Origin of the sequence: Burkholderia sp. NFPP32 (assembly GCF_900119325.1) — a bacterium.
Lineage (GTDB): Bacteria > Pseudomonadota > Gammaproteobacteria > Burkholderiales > Burkholderiaceae > Burkholderia > Burkholderia pyrrocinia_C.
This window is the reverse complement of the sequence record NZ_FPJP01000010.1, coordinates 212,948-237,944: the sequence shown is the minus strand read 5'-3', so window position 1 is coordinate 237,944 and position 24,997 is coordinate 212,948. Positions and strand designations below refer to the sequence as shown.

The 24,997-nt window shown below is 65.8% G+C and carries 21 protein-coding genes; 10 read left to right on the top strand and 11 right to left on the bottom strand.

Translation table 11 applies throughout. The features are described 5' to 3' along the window. Positions 1 to 135: 135 nt before the first annotated feature. From BT264_RS20500 to BT264_RS20480, 5 genes are all read right to left on the bottom strand, one after another. Complete coding sequence (locus tag BT264_RS20500; protein ID WP_072439912.1) at positions 136 to 987, bottom strand: carbohydrate ABC transporter permease; 852 nt, start codon at positions 985 to 987, stop codon at positions 136 to 138. Positions 988 to 1,004: 17 nt separating this feature from the next. Then, positions 1,005 to 1,949 (bottom strand): carbohydrate ABC transporter permease, encoded by a 945-nt coding sequence (locus BT264_RS20495; protein WP_072439914.1) that lies wholly within the window; start codon positions 1,947 to 1,949, stop codon positions 1,005 to 1,007. A gap of 54 nt (positions 1,950 to 2,003) precedes the next feature. Beyond that, positions 2,004 to 3,263, bottom strand: a complete 1,260-nt coding sequence (locus BT264_RS20490) for an ABC transporter substrate-binding protein (protein WP_072439916.1) — start codon at positions 3,261 to 3,263, stop codon at positions 2,004 to 2,006. Positions 3,264 to 3,326: 63 nt separating this feature from the next. Beyond that, positions 3,327 to 5,312, bottom strand: coding sequence for a beta-galactosidase (locus tag BT264_RS20485; protein WP_072439918.1), 1,986 nt, complete (start codon positions 5,310 to 5,312; stop codon positions 3,327 to 3,329). 9 nt (positions 5,313 to 5,321) lie between these two features. Further along, positions 5,322 to 6,470: an ABC transporter ATP-binding protein gene (locus tag BT264_RS20480; RefSeq protein ID WP_072439920.1), complete on the bottom strand. Its 1,149-nt coding sequence runs from the start codon at positions 6,468 to 6,470 to the stop codon at positions 5,322 to 5,324. A gap of 189 nt (positions 6,471 to 6,659) precedes the next feature. Between BT264_RS20480 and BT264_RS20475 the strand changes: the two genes are divergently transcribed. Continuing rightward, a complete protein-coding gene (locus BT264_RS20475; protein WP_072439922.1) occupies positions 6,660 to 7,694 on the top strand; it encodes a LacI family DNA-binding transcriptional regulator in 1,035 nt (344 codons plus the stop codon). A 115-nt stretch (positions 7,695 to 7,809) separates the two neighbouring features. Here the strand turns inward: BT264_RS20475 and BT264_RS20470 are convergent, their stop codons facing one another. After that, positions 7,810 to 8,451, bottom strand: coding sequence for a GntR family transcriptional regulator (locus tag BT264_RS20470; RefSeq protein WP_072439924.1), 642 nt, complete (start codon positions 8,449 to 8,451; stop codon positions 7,810 to 7,812). A 135-nt stretch (positions 8,452 to 8,586) separates the two neighbouring features. Here BT264_RS20470 and BT264_RS20465 point away from each other — a divergent pair, with 135 nt between their 5' ends. After that, entirely contained in the window at positions 8,587 to 9,063 is a 477-nt protein-coding gene (locus BT264_RS20465) for an OsmC family protein (RefSeq protein ID WP_072440277.1), read from the top strand. Between the two features lie 39 nt (positions 9,064 to 9,102). Here BT264_RS20465 and BT264_RS20460 read toward each other — a convergent pair whose 3' ends face one another. The 4 genes from BT264_RS20460 to BT264_RS20445 all read right to left on the bottom strand — a co-directional run bounded on the left by BT264_RS20460 (position 9,103) and on the right by BT264_RS20445 (position 14,077). Then, positions 9,103 to 11,109, bottom strand: coding sequence for a DUF3732 domain-containing protein (locus tag BT264_RS20460; protein WP_072439926.1), 2,007 nt, complete (start codon positions 11,107 to 11,109; stop codon positions 9,103 to 9,105). Between the two features lie 2 nt (positions 11,110 to 11,111). After that, a complete protein-coding gene (locus BT264_RS38450) occupies positions 11,112 to 11,603 on the bottom strand; it encodes a three component ABC system middle component (RefSeq protein WP_072439928.1) in 492 nt (163 codons plus the stop codon). Then, positions 11,600 to 12,850: an ABC-three component system protein gene (locus BT264_RS38445; protein ID WP_072467048.1), complete on the bottom strand. Its 1,251-nt coding sequence runs from the start codon at positions 12,848 to 12,850 to the stop codon at positions 11,600 to 11,602. Before BT264_RS38445 ends, BT264_RS38450 begins: the two co-directional genes overlap by 4 nt. A gap of 276 nt (positions 12,851 to 13,126) precedes the next feature. Further along, positions 13,127 to 14,077, bottom strand: a complete 951-nt coding sequence (locus BT264_RS20445; protein ID WP_072439934.1) for a LysR substrate-binding domain-containing protein — start codon at positions 14,075 to 14,077, stop codon at positions 13,127 to 13,129. 114 nt (positions 14,078 to 14,191) lie between these two features. Between BT264_RS20445 and BT264_RS20440 the strand changes: the two genes are divergently transcribed. From BT264_RS20440 to BT264_RS20405, 8 genes are all read left to right on the top strand, one after another. Further along, a complete protein-coding gene (locus BT264_RS20440) occupies positions 14,192 to 15,943 on the top strand; it encodes an IlvD/Edd family dehydratase (RefSeq protein ID WP_072439936.1) in 1,752 nt (583 codons plus the stop codon). Between the two features lie 79 nt (positions 15,944 to 16,022). Further along, positions 16,023 to 17,384, top strand: a complete 1,362-nt coding sequence (locus BT264_RS20435; protein WP_072440279.1) for an MFS transporter — start codon at positions 16,023 to 16,025, stop codon at positions 17,382 to 17,384. Between the two features lie 50 nt (positions 17,385 to 17,434). Continuing rightward, positions 17,435 to 18,364: a dihydrodipicolinate synthase family protein gene (locus BT264_RS20430; protein ID WP_072439938.1), complete on the top strand. Its 930-nt coding sequence runs from the start codon at positions 17,435 to 17,437 to the stop codon at positions 18,362 to 18,364. 25 nt (positions 18,365 to 18,389) lie between these two features. Beyond that, on the top strand, positions 18,390 to 19,319 hold the full coding sequence (locus BT264_RS20425) for a Gfo/Idh/MocA family protein (RefSeq protein WP_072439940.1): 930 nt from the start codon (positions 18,390 to 18,392) through the stop codon (positions 19,317 to 19,319). A gap of 73 nt (positions 19,320 to 19,392) precedes the next feature. Next, the gene (locus tag BT264_RS20420; RefSeq protein ID WP_072439941.1) at positions 19,393 to 20,406 is read left to right on the top strand and encodes an arabinose ABC transporter substrate-binding protein; all 1,014 of its coding nucleotides are present in this window, start codon (positions 19,393 to 19,395) and stop codon (positions 20,404 to 20,406) included. A 20-nt stretch (positions 20,407 to 20,426) separates the two neighbouring features. Continuing rightward, the gene (gene araG / locus BT264_RS20415; RefSeq protein WP_072439942.1) at positions 20,427 to 21,974 is read left to right on the top strand and encodes an L-arabinose ABC transporter ATP-binding protein AraG; all 1,548 of its coding nucleotides are present in this window, start codon (positions 20,427 to 20,429) and stop codon (positions 21,972 to 21,974) included. Positions 21,975 to 22,005: 31 nt separating this feature from the next. After that, complete coding sequence (gene araH, locus BT264_RS20410) at positions 22,006 to 23,019, top strand: L-arabinose ABC transporter permease AraH (protein ID WP_072439943.1); 1,014 nt, start codon at positions 22,006 to 22,008, stop codon at positions 23,017 to 23,019. Between the two features lie 58 nt (positions 23,020 to 23,077). Next, entirely contained in the window at positions 23,078 to 23,980 is a 903-nt protein-coding gene (locus BT264_RS20405) for an SMP-30/gluconolactonase/LRE family protein (RefSeq protein ID WP_072439945.1), read from the top strand. Between the two features lie 87 nt (positions 23,981 to 24,067). On the opposite strand, the gene BT264_RS20400 is transcribed toward BT264_RS20405, so the two are convergent. After that, positions 24,068 to 24,967 carry an amidohydrolase family protein gene (locus BT264_RS20400; RefSeq protein WP_072439947.1) on the bottom strand — a complete coding sequence of 300 codons (900 nt, stop codon included), beginning with the start codon at positions 24,965 to 24,967 and terminating at the stop codon, positions 24,068 to 24,070. Between the last annotated feature and the right edge of the window lie 30 nt (positions 24,968 to 24,997).

The window sequence follows — 24,997 nt, the reverse complement described above, 5'->3', positions numbered from 1 at the left end:
TTTCTCAAGTCCCGAATAGCAGAAAGGGGTCGTTCAGCGTCACCCATCGAAATCCGCGCCGCATGAAAAAAGCCCGCCGAAGCGGGCAACCTCACGATGCGGAGGAGGAGATGCGTGAGCGCGGGCGGCGCGCGTTCAGCCTTTCGTCGCGCCGAACGTGAGCCCTGCGACAAAATGCTTCTGCATCGCGAAGAACATCGCGACGGAAGGGAGCGCGGCAAGAATCGAGCCGGCCGACACGAGGTTCCACGACGTCGTCCATTGCCCCTTCAGCGCCGCGACGCCCGCGGTGATCGGCGCGGCTTCGTCGCCTTGCGTGAGACACAGCGCCCAGAAGTAGTCGTTCCACACGAACGTGAACACGAGGATCGCGAGCGCCGCGAGCGCGGGCCGGATCAGCGGCAGCACGATCCGCCAGAACACCGTCCATTCGCCCGCGCCCTCGATGCGCGCGGCCTCGATCAGCTCGAACGGCAGCTGCTTGATGAAGTTGCGCAGGAACAGCGTGCAGAAGCCGGTCTGGAACGCGACGTGGAACAGGATCAGCGCTTCGACGGTATTGAACACACCGAGCCGGAGCGACAGGTCGCGCACCGGGATCATCAGCACCTGCACCGGCACGAAGTTGCCGGCGACGAACGTGCCGAACAGCGCGGTATTGCCGCGAAACCGGTAGGTCGCGAGCGCGAAGCCGGCCATCGCCGCGAGCGCGATCGAGCCGAGCACGGACGGCACCGTGATCTGCACGCTGTTCCAGAAGTAATGCAGCATCGGCGACGTCGTCAGCGCGTCGCGATAGTTCTCGACCATCGCGAAGTGACGCGGCCAGCCCCAGTAGTGTCCTTCGACCAGTTCCTCGGTCGAGCGCACCGACGTGACGAACACCGCGATCATCGGCAGCAGCCAGATCAGCAGCGCGACGGGCAGCGACAGCTTGTACAGCCGGCGCGAGACGGGCTTCCATTGGGCAACGGGAGTCGGAAACATGATGGCCACCGGTCGGGTTATTGCTCGTTGCGCAGCATGCGGCGCAACTGGAACACGATGTAGACGAGCATGATCGCGAACAGCACGACCGCGATCGACGCGGAATAGCCGAGCCGGTAGTACTTGATCGCCTGGTCGTACATGTAATACGCGAGCACGGTCGAACTCTCGAACGGGCCGCCGCTCGTCATCACCGAGATCAGGTCGAAGCTGCGCAGCGCGCCGATCACCGTGACGACGATCGCCATGAAGGTGGTCGGCCGCAGTTGCGGCAGCACGACGTGCCACAGCAGCGCGAAGCCGCGCGCGCCTTCCATCCGCGCCGCTTCGATCTGTTCCGGGTTGACCGACGTGAGGCCGGTCAGGTACAGGATCATGCAGTACGCCGTTTGCGGCCACAGCGCGGCGAATACGATGCCGAACGTCGCATAGCGCGCGTCGCCGAGCACCGGGATGCCGTGCCCGGCGATCAGCGCGAGCAGCCCGAAGGTCGGATCGTAGAACCACGAGAAGATCAGGCCGACGACCACGCCGGACAGCACGAACGGCGCGAAGAACAGCGACTTCACGAGCCGGATGCCGCCGACCGCCTGGTTCAGGTACAGCGCGAGCGCGAGGCCGAGCGGCGGCGCGAGCATGAACAGCGCGAGCCAGATCACGTTGTTGCGCAGCGCGGTGTAGAACGTCGGCGCGTGCAGCAGTTCGGCGTAGTTCGCGAGCCCGACGAAGCTGCGCTCGGTCATCCCGTCCCAGTTGTACAGGCTCAGCCACAGCGTCGACAGGATCGGCCAGATCACATAGACGGCAACCATCGCGCAGGCCGGTGCGAGAAAGAGCCACGCGGCGCGCCGTTGCCGCCGCACGGCGGGCGACGGGCGGCGCGCGGGCAGCGCGGCGGCGGGTGCTCCGCGCGGCGGCGGCGCGGCGCCGGCGGGCGGGGTGGACGTGATCGGACTGGACACGGCAAGCCTCCTGTACTGACGCGGCGGCACAGGGCCGCCGGCTGGGTCACGCGGTCACTTCTTGTAGATCCGCTTGCGGGTCTGTTCGAGCTGTGCGAGCACCGTATCGAGCTGCGCGGGATTGGCCAGGAACTGCTGCATGCCCTTCATCCCCTCGTCGGCCATTTCCTTCGTCATGTCGCGGTCGTAGAACTGCGCGACGCCGCCCTTCGTGTCGGCGAGAATCCGGAAGCCGATGCGCGAGATCGGATCGGCCGGCTCGGGCGACTTGCTGTTGGCCGACAGCGAGCCGAGGCCTTCCGCGAGCTTCGCGCCCATCTCGGGGGTTTCCACGAAGGCGAGGAACGTGTGCGCATCGGCCTTGTTCTTCGCCTTCGTCGGGATGTGCAACGATTCGACCGGGCCGTCCTCGGCGGTCGGCACCTTCGGGTCGATGATCGGGAAGCGGTAGTAGCCCATTTCAGGCTTCACGTTCGGCGGGAAGCCGGCGGCGATGAAGGTGCCCATCAGCATCATCGCGGCCTTGCCCTGGAACAGGAACGGCTGCGCGCCGTCGAGATCGTAGGACAGCGCGTTGTCGATGAAGTAGCCGGCATCGATCAGCGATTTCCACGTCGTGTAGACCTTCTTCACGCGCGGGTCGGTGTACGGCACGTCGCCGGCCATCAGCTGCTGGTGGAACGCGTTGCCGTTCACGCGCAGGTCGAGATAGTCGAACCAGCCGGCGAGCGTCCACGCGTCGCGGCCGCCGACCGCGACCGGCGTGATGCCGGCGGCCTTCAGCTTCTTGCACGCATCGAGAAACTGGTCCCACGTCTTCGGCTCGTCGGCGATGCCGACCTTGCGGAACAGGTCCTTGCGATAGAACAGCCCCCACGAGTAATAGACGGTCGGCGCCGCGTACTGCTTGCCGTTATACGACGATGCGTCGCGCGTCGACGCGTACATCGCACCCCAGCCGTTCTTCGTCCAGTCGCCGCTCAGGTCCTCGAACAGCCCGCGCTTCGCGTAGTACGCCATCCGCTCGCCCGCGTGCCAGTTCACGACGTCCGGCGCGACGGTCGTGAGCCACGCGGGGAGCTGCACCTTGTACGCTTCCTCGTCGACGAAGGTCGCCTTCACGTCGATGTCGGGATGCGCCTTGTGGAACGCGTCGAGCGTCGCCTGCCAGACCGCGCGCTGGCTGGCGCCCTTGAACGCGATGTTGATGGCCAGCGTGCCGGCGTTCGCCGGCGCGGCGGCACCGAACGAAGCGAACGCGATGGCGGCGGCCGCGGCGAGCCGGGCGGCGGCGCGAAGGGGGCGATGTGTCATGGTTGTCTCCATTCCTGTGTGTCGTTGTGCGTGACCGGCGCGTCGCGGCGCCGGTGGCGGGTGCTACGAACGGCTTCGATACACGGCGACGCCTTGCGGCTCGACCTGCGCGGCGCCGAGCACGAACGCGGACGGCGGCACCGCGTCGATCGTGTGCGGCGTGCTTCCATAGTTGAATACGTAGGTCAGGCCGCCGCGCCGGCTTACGCGCACGCCGTCGCCGAGCGGCGCGGGCGCGAGGCCCGCTTCGGCCGCGACATCGGCGAACAGCCGCGCGGTGGTCGCGTCGTCGAACAGCGCGGCCCAGTAGTGCAGCGCGCCATGCGACACGCAGGCCGGATGACCGTCGGCGAAGCGCGCACGCACGACGCTGCGCGTAGCGTCGCGCAGCTCGACGAAGTCGCGCCAGTGGCGCGCATCGCCCGCGAGCGGCGAGCCGTCGCGCAGCGTGCCGTCGATCCGTTCGGTCAGGTTCGGCCGCAGCGATTCGACGCGCCACACGCGGATCGGCAGGATCGACGCGAGCGGGCCGGGCGGCAGCGCCGGCGGAATCTGCAGGTCGACGGTCTTCGAGCCGGTGCGCGGCCCGAACACGACCTGCGCACCCGAGGCGGCGAGCCGCGCCGCGAAGTCGTCCGGCACGATCGGCAGCGGCGGCACGACCACGAGCCGGTAGCCGTCGAGCGGCGCATGCGCGGAGATCACGTCGACGTCGAGGCCGAGCGAACGCAGCGCCGAGTAGTACTCGAATGCGAAACGCGGGTAGTGGAAATCGGCGCCCTGCGGCTGCACCTCGAACAGCCACTTCGCTTCGTAGTCGTAGATCAGCGCGACCGGCGCGCGCACCGGAGCGTCCGCATCCGCGCCGGCGTCGTGCACGGCAGCGATCTCGCGCGCGACGCGTTGCGCCTCGCGGCCGCCCTCGTCGAGCTGGTCGTCCGGCGTGTGCAGGCCCGCATGCATCTGCTCCTGCGCGAACGGCGCCTGCCGCCAGCGGAAGTACGACACGCAGCCGGCGCCATGCGCGAACGCCTCCCAGGTCCACAGGCGCACCATGCCCGGCAGCGGCGCGGGGTTCCAATGCGCCCAGTTCACAGGCCCCGGCTGCTGCTCCATCACCCAGAACGGCAGCTTCGACATGCCGCGATACACGTCGTGATTGAACGACGCGAAATCGGGATGGCCGGTGCGCAGCCAGCGCGCCTTCACGTCGGGCGCGAACCATTGCTCCTCGAGCGCGCCGAGCGGATAGCTGTCCCACGTCGCGATGTCGAGGTCGCGCGCCACCTCGTAGTGATCGAACTCGGTGAACAGCTGCATGAAGTTGTGCGCGACCGGCCGGCCCGGCGAATGCGCGCGGATCACGTCGACCTGCATCCGGTGATAGCGCGCGACCTCGTCCGACGCGAAGCGCCGGTAGTCGAGCCGATGCGACGGATGGGCCTCGGTCACGGTGCCGACGGGCGCGTCGACTTCGTCGAAGTGGCGATACTCCATGCTCCAGAACACGGTGCCCCACGCGCGGTTCAGCGCGTCGATCGTGCCGTAGCGCGCCTGCAGCCATTCGCGAAAACGCACGAGCGCGGCCGGCGAGTAGCTGACGACGGTCTGGTGGCAACCCAGCTCGTTGTCGGTCTGCCAGTAGCGCACGGCCGGATGGCGGCCGTAGCGTTCGGCGACCGCGGTGCAGATCCGGCGCGACGCTTCGAGATAGGTCGGCGACGAGAAGTCGTAGTGGCGGCGCGAACCGAACGCGCGCGGCCGGCCGTCCGCGCCGATCGCGAGGATGTCGGGATGACGGTCGACCAGCCATTTCGGCGGCGTCGCGGTCGGCGTGCACATCACGATCTCGAGGCCGGCCGCGCCGAGCACGTCGACCGCGCGGTCGAGCCAGCCCCAGTCGTATTCGCCCGGCGACGGCTCGATGCGGCTCCATGCGAATTCGGCGATCCGCACCTGCTCGATGCCGAGCGCTTTCATCCGGCGGGCGTCGTTCGCCCACATCGATTCCGGCCAGTGTTCCGGGTAGTAGCAGACTCCGAGGCGCATACGCGATCCTTAAGCGTAGTGATGGACGTGGACGTCGGCGCACGCGGGCACCGCGCGGCCGTCTTCGGTGAAGAGATGGCAGGCCGCGGCCGGCGCATGCACGGGCACGCGCTCGCCGCTGTGCACCTGTGCGTCGCCGGGCACCTTCGCGATCAGCGGCGCGCCGCCGGGCTGGTCGAGGTGCACGTAGGTCTGTTCGCCCAGGCGTTCGACGAGCGCGACGTCGCGCACGAGCGTCGTCGCGTCGCGCGCGGCGCCGAGCGTCAGGTGCTCGGGGCGAATGCCGAGCGTCACGGTTGCGCCGGCATCGAGCGCGGAGCCGTCGCGCGGCAGCGTGAAGGTTTCGCCGGAAGGTGCGACGGTGACGGTTATGCGGCGGGCATCGGACGCAGTGACGACGGCCGGCAGGAAGTTCATGCGCGGCGAGCCGATGAAGCCGGCGACGAAGCGGCTGGCCGGATGGTGGTAGAGGTCGAGCGGCGCGCCGACCTGCGCGATGCTGCCGTGCTGCGCGGTATCCGCGCCGGCGTGCAGCAGCACGATCCTGTCGGCGAGCGTCATCGCTTCGGTCTGGTCGTGCGTCACGTAGACGACGCTCGCGCGTTCGAACTGCCGGTGCAGCCGCGCGATCTCGATGCGGGTCTGGCCGCGCAGCGCCGCGTCGAGATTCGACAGCGGTTCGTCGAACAGGAATACGCCCGGCTCGCGCACGATCGCGCGGCCGATCGCGACGCGCTGCCGCTGGCCGCCCGACAGCGCCTTCGGCTTGCGCTCGAGCAGCGTGTCGAGCTGCAGGATGCGTGCGGCATCGCGCACCTTCCGGTCGATCTCGGCTTTCGGCACGCGCGCGAGCTTCAGCCCGAACGCCATGTTTTCATAGACCGTCATGTGCGGAAACAGCGCGTAGCTCTGGAACACCATCGCGACGCCGCGCTCGGCGGCCGGCACGTCGTCGACGCGGCGGCCGTCGATCGACAGCTCGCCCGCACTCAGGTCCTCGAGCCCGGCAATCATGCGCAGCAGCGTCGACTTGCCGCATCCGGACGGCCCGAGGAACACGCAGAACTCGTGCGCGCCGATCTCCAGATCGACGTCGCGAATGACCGGCGCGTGATCGCCATAGGCTTTCTGCACGCGTCGCATCGAGATGCTCGCCATTGTCTCCGCTCCATGTTTTAATGCGCCGTCGTGAATGCTTAAGCGCTTAATCATCGCGATCAAAAAAAGAGGCGATCCGATCGCGGCCGAGTCGCGCCCGATGGTCGGGCGGCAAGGTGTGCGGCGATAGTGCGCCGCTTCGGTAAGCGAAGCAAATACTGGATCGACGTCTCATATAGTGAGCAAACGATGGCGACACTGGATGAAGTTGCGCGCCGCGCCGGCGTGACGGCCGCGACGGCATCGAACGTGCTGCGCGACCGCGGCCGGGTGGGCGAAGCCACGCGTGCGCGGGTGCTGGAAGCCGTGCAGGCGCTCGGGTATCGGCCGCATCTTGCCGCGCGGGCGCTGGCGGAAGGGCGCGCGCCGACGGTCGCGCTGATGGTATCGAGCATCGCGAACCCGTTTTATCCGGAGTTCGCGCTGGCGGTCGAGCGCGCGGTGCGCCGCAACGGGCAGTTCCTGATCGTCTGCAATACGAACGAAGATCCGTTGCAGGGGCGCGCGTACCTCGACCAGATCGCCGGCACGATTTCCGAAGGCATTCTCGTGACCAACGCGAACCTGCATCTGCCGGATCTGCTCGACGTGGCGCGGCGCGGCGTGCCGGTCGTGCTGTGCCTGTGGGAGCGGCCCGACGCGCCGCCCGACGGATTGCCGTGCGTGGCCGTCGATTTCCGCGAGGCGGGGCGGATTGCGACGCGGCATCTGCTCGAACTCGGGCACGAGCGCATCGGCGTGATCGTCGGCGGGGCGGCGAGCGGCGTGCAGGCGGCGCGTTACGACGGTTTCGTCGACGTGATGCGCGAAGCGGGGCTCGACGCGTCGATCGTCGCGGCCGAGCACGATTCGATCGAAGGCGGCGTGCGCGCGGCGGGCCGGCTGCTCGACGCGCATCCACGGCTGACCGCGCTGGTCGCCACCAACGACCTGCCGGCGATCGGCGCAATGCATGCGGCGGCCGATCGCGGCAGGCGCGTGCCCGACGACCTGTCGATCGTCGGCATGACCGACATCCATCTGGCCAGCGACACGCGCCCCACGCTGACGACCGTCGCGATCCCGACCGCCGAGGCTGCCGGCCTCGCGGTCGAATTGCTCAACGCGCTGCGCGAGGCGGGCGGCCGCAGCGACGATGCGTCGCGCGTGCGGACCGCGTCGCTGCCGCGGCTGGTGGTGCGCGGTACGACAGGCCGCGTGCCGAGTGAGAGTGCGACGCGGTAAATATCGCGCGTGGCTGCGCCGAGTGCTTCGGGTTTGCCGACGGAATCGGCGCGACCCGGCGCGGCCCGGCGCACAGCCGCGTGCGGTGTGGAAAACGGCAAACGCGGCGCCGGCCTCAACCGCCTTCGACGAGCCGCATCACGATGCTTCTGGCCGATTCGAGATGCGCGACCGTCATCGAACGGGCGGCGCGCGCATTGCGCTCGCGGCACGCCGTCAGGATGTCGTCGTGCTCGACCTGGAACGACGGCGTATCCGCGAGCAGCGTGGCCTGCAGGCGCTCGTAGCGTTCGACCTGGCTGCGCAGTTCGCCGATCGTCTTCAACTGCCGCGCGTTGCCGCAGCACGAATACAGCAACGCGTGGAATTCGCGGTTCAGTTCTCCCTGCCGGCGCGGTACGGTCGCGTCGCCGAGCAGGCGATGAACGAGTTCGGCGCGCGCGAGCGTTTCGTCGTCGAGCCGCTTCACGCTTCGGTAGATCGCATCGCCTTCGAGCAGCGCGCGCAGATCGTAGATTTCCTGCACGTCCGACGCGCTCAGCATGCGCACGACGGCGCCGCGATTCCTGAAGATGTCCAGCAATCCTTCGCGTTCCAGACGCTGGATGGCCTCGCGCATCGGAATCCGGCTGATGCCGAAGCGGTCGGCCAGGTCGCGCTCGACGAGCCGCTCGCCGGCTTCCAGTTCGCCGTTGACGATCATGTCCCGTAGCGATGCGGCCACCGCGTCCGCCGTGGAGTCGAGTTTGGCTTCCATGCCTGCGTGTTCCTCACTTCATTTTGGAATAATGGTATACCAAATGGAATTCCGGTGCCACAATGGCGGCCATTGGCGGGCGTCGTGAAATGAAATCGAGCCCGGTGGAAGCAACCGACATCAATGGAGAGCGAGATGGCATCCGGCGAACACAAGTATCGCGTTGCAGTGCAGTGGACGGGCAACCGCGGCACCGGCACGTCGGGGTATCGCGAGTACGGCCGCGATCATGTGATCCGTGCCGGTTCGAAGCCGGACATTCCCGGTTCGTCGGATGCGGCCTTCCGCGGCGACGCGTCGCGCTGGAATCCCGAAGACCTGCTGCTGGCGTCGGCATCGGCGTGCCACAAGCTCTGGTACCTGCATCTGTGCGCCGAGGCCGATATCCGCGTGCTCGCGTATGTCGACAACGCGGAAGGGACGATGATCGACAGTCCCGAGCAGGGGCGCTTCACCGAAATCGTGCTGCGCCCGCGCGTGACCATCCAGGCCGGTGACGATCGCGAGCGGGCGGAACGCCTGCATCACGATGCGCATGCGAAGTGCTATATCGCGAATTCGGTCAACTTCCCGATCCGCTGCGAACCGGTGATCGAGTTCATGCAGCCTTGAATGTTGCCCGAGCGCTACACTAATTCTATCGTTGCGTTCTCAGTGCCAATCCTTTGGAATCAACCCTTCGCCCTCGTTTTTCCAGACCGCTACCTCGTGCATATAGCGGCCCCACTTTCCTTGCCCCCAAATCGATTGGTCAGCGTGCTCGACTACAATCGTCTGATACTTGAACTTGGCTCGCTCAATGCCTCTTGCCAAGGTTTTGAAGATAAGTTGAGTCTGCTCGATGTCCAGGTCCCGTTGGCCGCGTAGCTCCGTCGCCTGCTCGCGAAACTGGTCCAATAGATTGGTTCCTGAGAAGGTGCTAGGGAAATACACTTGGCTAGGCTGGTCAATTGCTAGGAAGCCGAAAACCGGCCCATTGATTCTTTCTTCTTTCGTGAAAAACTCATGGAGTGCAAGGAACGTCGCCAGGTGATATGCCATCCAGTTGGCTCCGCTTCCAATTTCCCACAAAAAATCCTTCCGATTCGTAACTGCTCTCGAGAAGCTAAGTGTCAGCTCCGATTGGTCTAGGGAAATTTTGCCGTTTTCCTTGAGCTTGAGATTGGCTGCGTATCCCTCGATAAGGTCAGTCAGCTCTTCGCCGACTGCCCGCTGACGAACTTCTCGTCCGGAGGTATTGATATAGCGGTCGAGCTCCTTTATTCGGCGCTCGGTTTCCCGAATACGCGCGGGGAGGTCACCACGGCCTTCTAGCGTCGCGAGTGCCATCAGCAGAGACTGCAGCCGCCCGAGAAGCACGAAGACTCGGCCCAGCGAGCCCAACGGAGCAAACTCGTCTGGTTTAAGCTGAATCCGCTTCAGACGGGCAGCGTGCAGCCTGTCACCAGCATCAGATAGGGTGCGCTTCAGTTGCTCGAGTTGCCGGTCGACGATTGGCCCCTCCAATAAAGCCTCAGAGAGCCGATTGACTTCGTTCAGCTTGACCGCAAGCTTATCGAGGACAACATGGCTGTGATTGGTCTTCGAGCCGCACACCACGCACCCTGAATCATTTACCAGACTGCGTTGCAGCCAATCCAGGTTTACAACGCGCGCTTGCTCTGTGTCCACCGCTTTAGCGAGGTCCTTTGCCCGGTCAGAGAGTCGTTCATAGTCCCGAAGCTCACGGAAAAGGTCATCCACTTCCCGCTGAGCGACTTCCTCGTCTGCTGTTGCCTGCCGAAACAGCTCATTCGCATATCCGTACTGCGGTGTCTTTAGACGTTCTAGGAGCGCGCCGCGCAGATACTCGTCGTTGAGCGCTTTAAGAGCCTCGACACGAGAGCCAAGGCTTTCATCGGAGGCCGCGTCTGACAAGCCGAGCTTGACCGATTCTTCCCAGATGACCCTGACGTCGGATTCCCACGAAGAAAACGCTCGATGGCGACCTAGCTCTTCCTTCTGGAGGCCGTCAAGCTGCTTCTGTAATCGGTTACGCTCGCGCGTCGCAGTCAGGTAATCCACATCCACAATGCCGAGTGCATACGGAAACACTCTCCGTAGCTTCTCCTTATGCTTGTACGAGTCTGACTTGTAGAAGAGAACGTTCGGGTTGGCAACGATATGCTGCGGTAGAAGATTGAACGATGCCAGGTCACGATACGACGGCGGATTCTCCGTGTTAGCAATTTCCTCGTCTTCCACGACAAGCGATATGTTCGTTACGCGCGCGATTCTGTTGAACGCATCTTTGAATTGGACGAGCGTATGAGTGCCCTTAAGATGGTCGGGAATCGGCGCGTCCTCCGTCGCAAGCCACGAAATGTGGCATTCCTTGGTGCCAGTGGCGCGTTCTGGAGTGCGGCGAGCTATCAAAATCCAAGTGTCTCGAATCCTCACCTTCAAACCGAACCATGCGGTCTTATCGCGAATCTGGCCAACCGGAATTGTGCAGCGGCTAGCGCCTAAGCAGTAGTCGATGATTGCAATGATGGATGATTTTCCGGTACGACTCCGACCGTGAATGATGTTGACCTTGTTGTCAACAAACGTCAGTGGTTGGATTCGATTATTGGGATTCTCGGGCCAGAGGATAAGTTGCGAAATGAAGAATTGCATAATCAGACGAGTCCTAACATCGAGAATAACTCAGCAGTACTAGAATTCTTAAACCAATTTGACAACCTCAGCACCGTACCGGTGATCTCTCTCGGGATGCTCGTCGGGCTGCTTCCTCTGGGCCAGTGAGTGCGTTCGAACGCAAACTGCTGTTCACCTTCATTTGAACGCTTCACAAGCAACCCTGCTTCACATGCAATGTTAAGTCCTTGGCAAGACACTGCAGCATGTGCAGACACGCGGTCCGCGAGCCCATCCAATATTCTTGGCTCTTCCGAGAGAACCGCATGAAATGGCGTGTCAAAGTTCCTGCGCGCGATACCACGACGACTTGGACCATGCCAGACGATAGGAAGAACAAGCAGCAGCTCCTCGAGTGAGGGATGTCGTGTGTTGGCAGTGAGCGTCTGATATTCTTTCGTGAAAATTGTCAGCACAAAGCATGCGAGCGCGCTGTTATGCATCAGTGAGCGGTCCTTGTAGCCTTCCATCATTCTTCGCCGCCTTCGTCGTCGTTCCCGAACGCCGGATGCCAATACACAAAAAACGGTTCACCTGGCTCATTCGCTAGTTGATGATAGTGGCCGTGAGTAAAGTACAGGTTCTCTGACTTGTATCGACCAATCGGTGCTTTGTACTCTCCGTCCAGTGTCAATCGCAGCGTATGCTTGGCGAGTGCCTCAGGTGTCGCGTCGTCCGCAGCAAGCTCAGCATTGTTTCGGCATGCCCGCCATCTTTGATAAAGCAGGTCCTCACGGGCGGTCCATTCCGCTTGGTGCACCCCTTCTCCTTCGAGCCTTACCCGTTCAACATAGAACGCCCAGAAATTGTCCAGTTGGTCGTCGATGAAACGTCGCTTCAGCCCAAGATGTACCAATTGTTTTAGGAAGAAGTGGTCTCGTCCGCCTGCTTGGACATACTCCTTAAATCCAACGGACATCATAGGGCGCTCAAGATAGTCCTTCAACGAACGACGACCTATCTCTTCGTGCAGCAGGTTTTTGAACATTTGTGGAGATAGCCACGCTGCCTCGCTCTTCTCCCATGCTTTACGGCATTTGTCGACAGCGACGCCAAGGATATGCTGGTAAATCTCATCCGCTTGCGCAGTCAATGTCGACGGCAGAAGAAAACGCTGTATGGTGTCCTCGCGTGGCGCCACACCGGAGGTAGTTCCCCCGCTGTCTGAGAGTGTCAACCTCGCAATCAGATACGCCAAATCTTCATCTTGATATTGCGCTACGACGCTTGCTTCCGCACTCGCCTTCGATTTCTCATTCTTAAGTATCTCTTCCGCCTGCTCGCGAAGCAACACGACAGCTTCTTCGACACTTGCCACCGATCTGGCATCCGCAAACCGGCGTACGATAGAACCCTCAGGAACCTTGACATTCGTCACAAGTCGGAACTCGACATCAGCATATTGCTTCAGGTTCGGAGCGTGACTGAGCCAGACGCGCAACGTATGCCACAGTTTGCGACTGCTATCCTGATATGGATGCCCGGTCGACTGAACCGTATGCGCATCTTGCTCAAGTCGCGCCATGACAGTTCCGTCTGGATTCGTGACGAGTTCCGCAACGTCGTCTAGTGTTTCAATGCCAACGCGCCTATCATGCGCCCCCGTTGAAAACAGCTCGTTTAATGCGCGATCGAACTGGAATGTGAATGCGACGATGGTGGACGCTGCATTTGTGTTGATTGGCGGTTCGACTTGCAGCTTTTGGTCTTCCTCGTTCATATGCTTCCCCGATGGAACCCCATAGTCTCGCCTAAAACCCCGTTTCATTGAATACTGTACAAAATTACAGTAAAAGACGAAGGGCTTGGTATTCGGATTTGCAGCTTTTCGGAGGACATCCGAATAATTTCTTGAAGGCTATAGAGAAAGATCGGCGAACGCATGTCTACGCGACTGATCTCCAAGAGTATTTTGTTTCTCTTAGGTGAAGCTATTCGAGATTGCTAGGTTTTTGGAGCCTGACGGGCCCTCACGTCAGAGTGCCAAGCCGCCGCGTCACAGCGCGATGCCGTAAACCTCGCGCGCAGCCGCGCGGATCGCGTCGGCCATCACCGTGGCGGCCGGCGAATGCAGCCGGTCGGTGCGCGTGATGATCCCGAAATCGTCCATCCGGCAATCCATCTCCAGCGGCAGCACCGTGACGATCCCGTGTCGCGCGTAGTAGCGCGCGACGTCTTCGGCCAGCACCGCGATCATGTCGCTCTGTTCGAGCAGCTGCGTGATGAACAGCAGCGCGGACGTCTCGACCAGGTTCGCCGGCGGCGCGAGGCTCGCGCGCTGGAACACGAGTTCGAAGCGATGGCGCAGCACGCTGCCGGCCGGCGGCACGACCCACGCGGCGCGCTGCACGTCCGCGAGCGACAGCGGCGCCTGCGCGAGCAGCGGATGGCCGGGCCGCACGACCGCCGCCACCGTTTCGCCGATCAGCGGCTCGTAGCGCAGCCGCAGCTTGTCGTGTTCGGCGGAGAGCCGGCCGAGCACGATGTCGATCTTGTCCTGCGCGAGATGTTCGAGCAGCACGTTGCTGGTGTCGATCTCGACCGACACGTGCAGGCCCGCATGCGTGCCCTTCACGGCGGCGACGGCCGGCGGCACGAGCCGCAGGCCCGGCGACGTGATCGCGCCCACCGCCACATGCCCGAGATGGCCGGCCTTCAGCGCGGCCAGTTCCTCGCGCGCCTGGTCGAGGCTGCCGAGCGCCGCGCGCGCGTGGCGGATCAGCGCGTCGCCGTACAGCGTCGGCCGCATCCCGCGCGGCAGGCGCTCGAACAGCACCGCGCCGATCGATTCCTCGAGTTCGCGCAGCAGCTTCGACGCGGCCGGCTGCGTCATGTTCAGCGCGGCCGCCGCGCGATGAATGCTGCCTTCGTCGGCGAGCGCGACGACCAGCAGGAGCTGGCGGGTTTTCAGGCGGCTGCGGTTTCCCCACGGGCTGGCGTCAGTCATCGTACGGGTTTATATCGATATCGGAATCGATATCGTAATCGCCTAAAACGTCATTAGCGAGTTATCAAAATTCTGCCTAGACTGCGCCGGTATCCCGTCACCACAGGACTGACGATGTCGGCAACAAAACCCAGGCTGCGCTCCACCCAATGGTTCGGCACGAATGACAAGAACGGCTTCATGTACCGGAGCTGGATGAAGAACCAGGGCATCCCCGATCATGAGTTCGACGGCCGGCCGGTCATCGGCATCTGCAACACGTGGTCCGAACTGACGCCGTGCAACGCGCACTTCCGCAAGCTCGCCGAGCACGTGAAGCGCGGGATCTCCGAGGCGGGCGGCTTCCCGGTCGAGTTCCCGGTGTTCTCGAACGGCGAATCGAACCTGCGGCCGTCGGCGATGCTCACGCGCAACCTCGCGTCGATGGACGTCGAGGAGGCGATTCGCGGCAACCCGATCGACGCGGTCGTGCTGCTCGCCGGTTGCGACAAGACGACGCCCGCGCTGCTGATGGGCGCGGCGAGCTGCGACGTGCCGGCGATCGTCGTGTCGGGCGGGCCGATGCTGAACGGCAAGCTGGAAGGCAAGAACATCGGTTCGGGCACGGCCGTGTGGCAGTTGCACGAGGCGCTGAAGGCCGGCGAGATCGACCTGCATCACTTCCTGTCGGCCGAAGCCGGCATGTCGCGCTCGGCCGGCACCTGCAACACGATGGGCACCGCGTCGACGATGGCGTGCATGGCCGAGGCGCTCGGCGTCACGCTGCCGCACAACGCGGCGATTCCGGCCGTCGATTCGCGCCGCTACGTGCTCGCGCACATGTCGGGCATCCGCATCGTCGAGATGGCGCTCGAAGGGCTCGTGCTGTCGAAGGTGCTGACGCGCGCCGCGTTCGAGAACGCGATCCGCGCGAACGCGGCGATCGGCGGCTCGACCAATGCGGTGATTCACCTGAAGGCGATCGCGGGCCGCATCGGCGTGCCGCTCGAACTCGAGGACTGGATGCGCATCGGCCGCGACACGCCGACGATCGTCGACCTGATGCCGTCGGGCCGCTTCCTGATGGAGGAGTTCTATTACGCGGGCGGGCTGCCGGCCGTGCTGCGCCGGCTCGGCGAAGGCGGGCTGCTGCCGAACCCGGACGCGTTGACGGTGAACGGCAAATCGCTGTGGGACAACGTGCGCGAAGCGCCGAACTACGACGACGAAGTGATCCGCCCGCTCGCCCGGCCGCTGATCGCGGACGGCAGCATCCGCATCCTGCGCGGCAATCTCGCGCCGCGCGGCGCGGTGCTGAAGCCGTCGGCGGCGAGCCCCGAGCTGCTCAAGCATCGCGGCCGCGCGGTCGTGTTCGAGAACCTCGAACACTACAAGGCCACGATCAACGACGAAGCGCTCGACGTCGACGCGAGCTCCGTGCTCGTGCTGAAGAACTGCGGGCCGCGCGGTTATCCGGGCATGGCCGAGGTCGGCAACATGGGGCTGCCGCCGAAGCTGCTGCGCCAGGGCGTGAAGGACATGGTGCGGATTTCCGACGCGCGGATGAGCGGCACCGCGTACGGCACGGTCGTGCTGCACGTCGCGCCGGAGGCCGCCGCCGGCGGGCCGCTCGCGGCGGTGCGCAACGGCGACTGGATCGAGCTCGACTGCGAGGCCGGCACGCTGCATCTCGACATCACGGATGACGAACTGCAGCGCCGCCTGTCGGACGTCGATCCGACCGCGGCGCCGGGCGTGGCCGGCCAGCTCGGCAAGGGCGGCTACGCGCGGCTGTACATCGATCATGTGCTGCAGGCCGACGAGGGGTGCGATCTCGATTTCCTGGTCGGCACGCGCGGCGCGGACGTGCCGAGCCATTCGCATTGAGCGGCAGGCGCGAAACGAGGCACAGGTGAAGCAGGACAGACCGGCGACGACACCGGCGCAGCCCATCCATGGAGACATGATGACGACGACGCAGCACCCGTCCGCGACACCGGCCGCGGCTCAAGCCGGACCGTCGGCTGCCGTCGACGAACGGCAGTTGATGCGCACGCTCACGCGCAGGCTGGTGCCGTTTCTTGCATTGATCTACGTGGTGGCCTATGTCGACCGCACGGTCGTCGGCTTCGCGAAGCTGCACATGAACGCGGCCGTCGGCCTGAGCGACGCGGCGTACGGGCTCGGCGCGGGCCTGTTCTTCATCGGCTATTTCCTGTGCGAGGTGCCGAGCAATCTCGCGCTCGGCCGCTTCGGCGCACGCGTGTGGTTCGCGCGCATTCTCGCGACGTGGGGCGTGATCACGATGGCGATGGCGCTCGTGCAGGGGCCGGCCAGTTTCTATGCGTTGCGCTTCCTGCTCGGCGCGGCCGAAGCCGGCCTGTATCCGGGCATCCTGTATTTCCTCACGCAGTGGTTTCCGATGCGCGGCCGCGCGCGCGTGATCGGGCTGCTCGTGCTCGCGCAGCCGGTCGCCGGCATCGTGACGGGGCCGCTCGCGGGTTGGCTGCTGTCGACGCATGGGCTGTTCGGGCTGTCGAACTGGCAGACGCTGTTCGTCGTCAGCGGCCTGCCGGCCGTGCTGCTCGTGTGGCCGACGCTGCGGCTGCTGCCCGAATCGCCGGACCGCGCGCGCTGGCTGAACGATGACGAGCGGCGCTGGATCGCGCGCCAGCTCGCCGCCGATCGCGACACGTACCGCCCCGACGCGCACCGCAATCCGCTCGCCACGCTGGCCGACCGGCGCGTGCTGCTGCTCGCGGCGCTGTTCCTGCCGTTCCCGCTGTGCATCTACGGGCTGTCGCTGTGGCTGCCGACGATCATTCACGCGTTCGGCGCGGGCGACGCGGCCACCGGCCTGCTGTCCGCCGTGCCGTACCTGTTCGCGGTGATCGGGCTGCTGGTCGTGCCGCGTCATTCGGATCGCACGCGCGAACGCTACTGGCACATCGTCGTCGTGTCGGCCGCCGCGGCGCTGACGATGGCCGCGAGCGCATGGGTGCGGCAGCCTGCGCTGCAGTTCCTGTTCATCTGCCTCACGGCGTTCTCGCTTTACTCGATCCAGGCCGTCGTATGGGCGCTGCCCGGCGAATTCCTGACCGGGACGAGCGCGGCGGTCGGCATCGCCGCGATCAATTCGCTCGCGAATCTCGGCGGTTACGTCGGGCCGTACGGCATCGGCCTGATCAAGCAGGCGACCGGCAGCCTCGCGGCCGGCCTGTATTTCCTCGCGGCGACGCTGCTGTTCGCGGTGCTGATCACGTTCGTGGTCCGCGCGACGCTGCGCGCGCCGCAGCCGGCCGCGGGCGCGCTTGCCCGCGAATCCTGAACGCTTTGTTTTCCGGCTGAACGCCGATTCGACCGACGCAGGACCAGAACATGACATCGAGCAGCACGCCGCGCTATCGCGGCATCTTCCCCGTCGTCCCGACGACGTTTTCCGACACCGGCGAGCTCGACCTCGCGAGCCAGAAGCGCGCGGTCGATTTCATGATCGACGCGGGCTCGGACGGGCTGTGCATCCTCGCGAACTTCTCCGAGCAGTTCGCGATCACCGACGACGAGCGCGACGTGCTCACGCGCACGATCCTCGAACACGTGGCGGGCCGCGTGCCGGTGATCGTCACGACGTCGCACTACAGCACGCAGGTGTGCGCGGCGCGCAGCCTGCGCGCGCAGCAGCTCGGCGCGGCGATGGTGATGGCGATGCCGCCGTATCACGGCGCGACGTTCCGCGTGCCCGAGGCGCAGATCTTCGATTTCTATGCACGCGTGTCCGACGCGATCGAGATCCCGATCATGATCCAGGACGCGCCCGCGAGCGGCACGGCGCTGTCGGCGCCGTTCCTCGCGCGGATGGCGCGGGAGATCGAGCAGGTCGCGTACTTCAAGATCGAGACGCCCGGTGCGGCGAACAAGCTGCGCGAGCTGATCCGGCTCGGCGGCGATGCGATCGAAGGGCCGTGGGACGGCGAGGAGGCGATCACGCTGCTCGCCGATCTCCATGCGGGCGCGACCGGCGCGATGACGGGCGGCGCGTATCCGGACGGCATCCGGCCGATCCTCGAAGCATGGCGCGAAGGGCGCCACGACGACGCGTACGCGCGCTACCAGGCGTGGCTGCCGCTGATCAATCATGAGAACCGCCAGTCCGGGATCCTCACCGCGAAGGCGCTGATGCGCGAAGGCGGCGTGATCGTGTGCGAACGGCCGCGGCATCCGATGCCGGAACTGCATCCGGACACGCGCGCGGAACTGCTCGCGATCGCGCGCCGGCTCGATCCGCTCGTGCTGCGCTGGGCCCACTGAGCGATATGCGAAGGAGGAATGCACGATGAGCAAGCAGGTTACGCTGGGCGTCGTCGGGATCGGCAAGATCGCGCGCGACCAGCATCTTCCGGCGATCGCCGCCGAACCGGGCTTCGCGCTGACCGCGTGCGCGAGCCGCCACGCGGAAGTCACCGGCGTGCGCAACTATCAGGACCTGCGCGCGTTGCTGGCCGCCGAGCCGGAGCTCGACGCCGTGTCGCTGTGCGCGCCGCCGCAGGTGCGCTACGCTCAGGCGCGCGCCGCGCTCGAAGCCGGCAAGCACGTGATGCTCGAGAAGCCGCCGGGCGCGACGCTCGGCGAAGTGGCCGTGCTGGAGGCGCTCGCGCACGAGCGCGGCCTCACGCTGTTCGCGACCTGGCATTCGCGCTGCGCGAGCGCGGTGGAGCCCGCACGCGCGTGGCTCGCGACGCGCACGATCCGCGCGGTGCAGGTGCGCTGGAAGGAGGACGTGCGGCGCTGGCATCCGGGGCAGCAGTGGATCTGGGAGCCCGGCGGCCTCGGTGTGTTCGATCCGGGTATCAACGCACTGTCGATCGTCACACGGATCCTGCCGCGCGAGCTCGTGCTGCGCGAGGCGACGCTGTTCGTGCCGAGCGACGTGCAGACGCCGATCGCGGCCGAACTCGATTGCGCGGATACCGACGGCGTGCCCGTGCGCGCGGAATTCGACTGGCGGCACGGCCCGGTCGAGCAATGGGAGATCGCGGTCGATACGGCCGACGGCGTGCTCGCGATCAGCCGCGGCGGCGCGCAATTGTCGATTAACGGCGAGCCGGTCGAGATCGGCCCCGAGCGCGAGTATCCTGCGCTCTACGCGCAGTTCCGCGCGCTGATCGCGCGTGGCGAAAGCGACGTCGACGTGCGGCCGCTGCGGCTCGTCGCCGACGCGTTTCTGTTCGGCCGGCGCGTCCAGACCGACGCGTTCGGCCGCTGAACGTGCCGGCGCGCTTCGCCGCGACCGCGCACGACAAATGATGAAGACCCAAATCGATACCAGGAGACACCACATGACCCGCACGACTCACACGATTCGCCGACACACCCTGCGCGCGCTGCTGGCCGCGCTTTGCATCGCGCCGCTCGGCATGCAGGGCGCCGCGCGCGCCGACGCGCCGCTGAAGATCGGCTTCCTGGTGAAGATGCCCGAGCAGGCATGGTTCATCAACGAGCAGAACGCGGCGTCCGCGCTCGGCCAGAAGGAGAATTTCTCGGTCGTGAAGATCGGCACGCCCGACGGCGAGAAGGTGTTGGCCGCGATCGACAACCTCGGCTCGCAGGGCGCGCAGGGCTTCGTGATCTGTGCACCCGACGTGCGCCTCGGCCCGGCGATCGCCTTGCGCGCGAAGCGCTACAACATGAAGTTCGTGACCGTCGACGACCAGCTCGTCGATTCGAGCGGCAAGCCGCTCGCGAACGTGCCGCACCTCGGGATGTCGGCGACCAAGATCGGCAACCAGGTCGGCCAGGCGATCGCCGACGAGATGAAGCGGCGCGGCTGGAAGCCCGAGGAAGTCGGCGCGCTGCGGGTCACGAACTACGAGCTGCCGACCGCGAAGCTGCGCACCGACGGCGCGACGCAGGCGCTGCTCGCGAACGGCTTCCGCAAGGAGAACATCTTCGACGCGCCGCAGAAGACGACCGACGACGAAGGCGGCTTCAGCGCGGCCGCGCCGGTGCTCGCGCGGCATCCGAACGTGAAGAAATGGGTGATCTACGCGTTGAACGAGGAAACCGTGCTCGGCGCGGTGCGCGCGACCGAGCAGCTGCACATCCCGGCGGCCGACGTGATCGGCGTCGGCATCAACGGCGCGGGCGAAGCGTTCGCCGAGTTCCAGAAGAAGGAGCCGACCGGCTTCTACGGGACGATCGCGGTCAGCTCGACGAACCACGGCAAGGACAGCACGCAGAACCTCGTCGACTGGATCCGCAACGGCAAGACGCCGGCGGCCGACACGCAGACGAGCGGCAAGCTGATGACGCGCGCGAACTGGCAGGCCGTGCGCGCCGAGCTGGGCATCTGAGCACGCGGGGCGAAAACGCAATGACGATGCAGACGATGACGGCCGTGTCCCGCCACGACGACGCTGAAGCCGGCGCGGCCGCCGGCCCGCTGCTCGCGCTCGACGGCATCACGGTGACGTTCCCGGGCGTGCGTGCGCTCGACGCCGTGTCGCTGTCGGTGCGCGCGGGCGAAGTGCACGGGCTGATGGGCGAGAACGGCGCGGGGAAATCGACGCTGCTGAAAGTGCTGTCCGGCGTGAACCAGCCGCAGGCCGGCACGCTGACGCTGAACGGCACGGTGCAGCGCTTCGCGTCGACGCGCGCCGCGCTCGAAGCCGGCATCGCGATCATCTACCAGGAGCTGCATCTGGTGCCCGAGCTGACGGTCGCCGAGAACCTGATGCTCGGGCAGTTGCCGAGCCGGCTCGGCGTGGTCGACGAGCGCGCGCTCGCCGCGCGTGCGCTCGATGCGCTGGAGCGGCTCGGCGAGCATATCGATCCGGGCATTCCGGTGAAGTATCTGTCGATCGGCCAGCGCCAGATGATCGAGATCGGCAAGGCACTGATGCGCGACGCGCGCGTGATCGCGTTCGACGAACCGACGAGCTCGCTGTCCGCTCGCGAGACCACGCAGCTGTTCCGGATCATCCGCGCGCTGCGCGCGGAAGGCCGCGCGATCATCTACGTCACGCACCGGATGGAGGAAGTCTACGAACTGTGCGACCGCGTGACCGTGTTTCGCGACGGCCGCCGGATCGACACGTTCGATTCGGTCGCCGATCTCGATCGCGACCGGCTGATCGGCTGCATGGTCGGCCGCTCGATCGAGGACGTGTACGGCTACCGGCCGCGCGCGGCCGGCGACGTGCTGATCGAGGCAAAGGGGCTGGCGGGCCCCGGGCTGTCCGAGCCCGTGTCGTTCACCGCGCGACGCGGCGAGATCGTCGGCTTTTTCGGGCTCGTCGGCGCGGGCCGTTCGGAGCTGATGAAGCTGCTGTACGGCGCGGCGCGCCCGAGCGCCGGGCACGTCGAGCTGGGCGGGCGGCGCGTCGCGTTTGCCAGCCCGCGCGACGCGGTGCGCGCCGGCATCGCGCTGTGCCCGGAAGACCGCAAGCAGGAAGGCATCGTCGCGATCGCGTCGGTGGCCGACAACCTGAACATCAGCGCGCGCCGGCATTTCAGCCCGGCGCGCATGCTGCTCGACGAGCGGCGCGAGCGCGAGCTCGCGCAACGCTACATCGAGCGGCTCGCGATCAAGACCCGCGACGGCGACACGCCGATCGGCGCGCTGTCCGGCGGCAACCAGCAGAAGGTCGTGCTGGCGCGCTGGCTGGCCGAGCGCATCGACGTGTTCCTGATGGACGAGCCGACGCGCGGCATCGACGTCGGCGCGCGCGCGGAAATCTACAACCTGTTCTACGAACTCGCGGAAGCGGGCCGCACGGTGATCCTCGTGTCGAGCGATCTGGCCGAAGTGATCGGCGTGTCGGACCGGATCATCGTGATGAAGGAAGGCCGGGTCGCGGGCGAAGTGGAGAAGGCGCAGGCGACGCCCGACGCGCTGATCAAGCTCGCGCTGCCGCGCTAGCGGCTTGCTGTTCAACCGGAATGCAAAAGATATGAGCCAGGCAATGCAACCCCAACGTACTTCCCCGTCCCCCGATGCCGCTCCCATGAGGGCGCGCGGAGGCGTGTGGCAGCTGATCAACCGCTCCGGCATCGTGATGGTGTTTCTCGTGCTGTTCGCGACGCTGTCGCTGACGGTGCCGGACTTCCTCACGCCGCGCAACATCCAGGGCCTGCTGCTGTCGGTCACGCTGATCGGCTCGATCGCGGTGACGATGATGTTCGTGCTCGCGCTCGGCGAGGTCGACCTGTCGGTCGCGTCGATCGTCGCGTTCTCGGGCGTCGTCGCGTCGACGCTGATCACCGCGACGCACAGCGTGCTGTTCGGCATCGTGGCCGGCGTGCTCGCGGGCGGCGCGGTCGGGCTCGTGAACGGCGTGCTGATCGCGCGCTACCGGATCAATTCGCTGATCGTCACGCTCGCGATGATGGAAGTCGTGCGCGGGCTGGCGTTCATCACGTCGAACGGCGACGCGGTGATGATCTCCGAGGAGCGTTTCTTCGACCTCGGGGCCGGCTCGTTCCTCGGCATTTCGTATCCGATCTGGAGCAACATCATCGGCTTCGTCGTGTTCGGCTTCCTGCTGCGCAAGACGGTGTTCGGCAAGAACGTGCTCGCCGTCGGCGGCAACGGCGAGGCCGCGCTGCTCGCGGGGCTGCCGGTGATGCGCATCAAGATCACCGTGTTCGTGCTGCAGGGGCTCGTGACGGGATTCGCCGGCGTGATGCTCGCGTCGCGGATGAGCCTCGGCGATCCGAAGACGTCGGTCGGCCTCGAACTCGGCGTGATCTCCGCATGCGTGCTCGGCGGCGTGTCGCTGACGGGCGGCGTCGCGACGATTTCCGGCGTGCTGGTCGGCGTGCTGATCATGGGCTCCGTGCAGGATGCGATGAGCCTGCTGAACGTGCCGACGTTTTACCAATATCTGATACGCGGCGGAATTCTGTTGCTCGCGGTGCTGTTCGACCAGTATCGTCGCAACCAGCGGCGCGCGATGAAGATCTGACCGGTAGCGCGTCGCCCGCGAAAGCGATGGATCCATGCGACAGATATCGGGAGACGGCATGCAACAGACTCATCCGGCCGCGTCGGCGACGCTGCTGGCCGACAGCCGCAACGCGCTCGGCGAAGGCGCGACGTGGTGCGATGCGACGCACGCGCTGTACTGGACGGACATCGAAGGCGCGCGGTTGTGGCGATGCCGCGCGGACGGTTCGGACCTCGCGCACTGGCCGATGCCCGAGCGGCTCGCGTGTTTCGCGCTGACCGGCGATCCGGACGTGCTGCTCGTCGGGCTCGCGACGCATCTCGCGTTCTTCGACCTGCGCAGCGGTGCGTTCACGCGCATCGTCGACGTCGAATCCGATCTGCCGACGCGGCTGAACGACGGCCGCTGCGATCCGTTCGGCGCGTTCGTGTTCGGGATGAAGGACGAAGGCGGCGAGCCGCCGCGTGCGGTTGGTGGCTTCTATAGGCTCAATGTCGACCTTACGCTCGAACGGCTCGCGTTGCCGGCGGCGGCGATCGCGAACAGCATCGCGTTCTCGCCGGACGGTTCGAAGATGTATTTCTGCGATTCGCTGGTGCGCGAGATTTTCGTCTGCGATTACCGCGCGGGCGGCGACGTCGCGAACGTGCGGCCGTTCGCGCGCCTGACCGATGCGAACGGCGACCCGGACGGTTCGACGATCGATCGCGACGGCGGCCTGTGGAACGCGCAGTGGGGCGGCAGGCGCGTCGTGCGCTATGGGCCGGATGGCGTCGAGACGGAGCGCGTCGACGTGCCGACCGCGCAGCCGAGCTGCGCGGCGCTCGACGGCGAAGGCCGCCTGTACGTGACGAGTGCGCGCGTCGGGTTGAGCGACGACGCGCTGGCCAGCGACGCGCATGCGGGCGGCGTGTTCGTCGCGCAGACGCGGCACGCGGGGCTGCCGACCGCGCGGTTCATGCCGACGCGCGCAACCTGAGCGCCACGGTGCGGCCGGCGGACGCGGCATCGGCGCGTGACCGCGCCGGCCGCCGCGCCGCGATCGGTGCATTCACCACTCGGCGCGTCACTCGCGCGGCGCGTCGAGCCCCAGCCCCAGCCCCAGCAACGCCACCGCGTTGTCCTTCAAAATCAGCGGGTGCACGTCGGGCCGGAATCCGGCGCCGTGGAAATCCTCCAGCCATCTATCCGGCCGTATCAGCGGAAAATCCGACGCGAACAGCACCTTGTGCCTGAGCAGCGTGTTCGCATACTTGACCAGCTCCGGCGAGAAATACTTCGGCGACCATCCCGACAGATCGATGTAGACGTTCGGCTTGTGCAGCGCGATCGACAGCGCCTGCTCCTGCCACGGCCACGACGGGTGCGCGATCACGATCTTCATGTCCGGAAAATCGGCGGCGACGTCGTCGAGATGGATCGGTTCGGAGTACTTCAGACGCAGCCCGCCGCCGCCGCGCATGCCCGATCCCATTCCAGAATGACCGCTGTGGAACACGGCCGGCAGCCCGTGTTCGGCGATCACCTCGTAGATCGGATATGCGAGCCGGTCGTTCGGAAAGCACCCCTGCATCGTCGGGTGGAACTTGAAGCCCTTCACGCCGTGTTCTTCGATCAGGCGGCGCGCCTCGCGTGCGCCGAAGCGGCCCTTGTGCGGGTCGATGCTCGCGAACGCGATCATGACGTCGGCGTTGTCCTGCGCGAACTGCGCGATCTCCTCGTTCGGAATGCGGCGCCGGCCGATGTTCGTCTCGCAGTCGACGGTGAACATCACGAAGCCGATGCGGCGCTCGCGGTAATACGCGATCGTCTCCGGAATCGTCGGCCGGCGGCCTTGTTTCAGCACCGTGCCGAAGTACTTGTCGGCCGCGTCGTCGAATGCCTTCGCGAACAGGTCGGGCGGCTGGCAGCACGACACTTCGGCATGCACGTGCGTGTCGATGGCGATCAGGTTGCGGATGTCCAAGCGTGTCTCCTCATGTCGTGAAGCGCAGGC